The following is a 691-nucleotide window of genomic DNA, read 5'->3' as shown; positions in this document are numbered from 1 at the left end:
AAACTTCCTATCCGGAAAACTCACATACCCCACCTCATTGAGCAACATCTTCAGCACACCATTCTCATAGACCGCATTACCACAATAATCCGTAGTCAAGGTAGTAGCCCCCGTTGTATGTACAGTGCGAAGCTTCGTCCCGTCCGCCCCATAATTATATAGGATACTGTTACCATTACCAAAGATCACCTGGTCAGGCAAATTTAAACAATTATATCCAATACTACTAATATTCTTGTTCAAATCTTTAATCAGATTACCGTTTTTATCATAAACATACTCTGCTGTCTGATTGGCACCATCCTTAAAATCAGTCCCATTACCATAAACACCGCTTGTTGCAATATCCTTTCCAGCAAGCAACTGGTTACCATTATAAGTCAAACTCAGGTCATCAACCAATCCGTAAGCCGCTGCAGAAATCTGTCCGTGACGTTTCAATTTCAGGATATTACCCATTTTATCATAACCGGTAATCTGTTCATTAAAACGGTTGGGGTTAGTCGTAAGATCGTTACCTTCCCCATAAGTGGCATCCTTCAGTCTGGAAAGACAGTCATACGTAAAACGATAACCCCGGTCTGCAGTTTCACTTCCCGCCTTCCAGGACATACTGCTGATATTACCGTTGTAACAAGGAATAGTACCGGCCATTGATTCCTGATAATTAAGCGTCTGACTGAACAACGGC

Annotated in this window: 1 pseudogene; it reads right to left on the bottom strand. The window is 42.0% G+C overall.

From position 1 onward, the window contains the following. Positions 1–691: pseudogene (locus tag JCM17102_RS30840) on the bottom strand (RHS repeat-associated core domain-containing protein); the annotation flags it as partial.

It is taken from the genome of Bacteroides faecichinchillae JCM 17102 (genome assembly GCF_000614145.1).
Taxonomy (GTDB): domain Bacteria; phylum Bacteroidota; class Bacteroidia; order Bacteroidales; family Bacteroidaceae; genus Bacteroides; species Bacteroides faecichinchillae.
The sequence above is the reverse complement of the archived record's forward strand: the minus strand, read 5'-3'. Positions and strand labels throughout refer to the sequence as shown.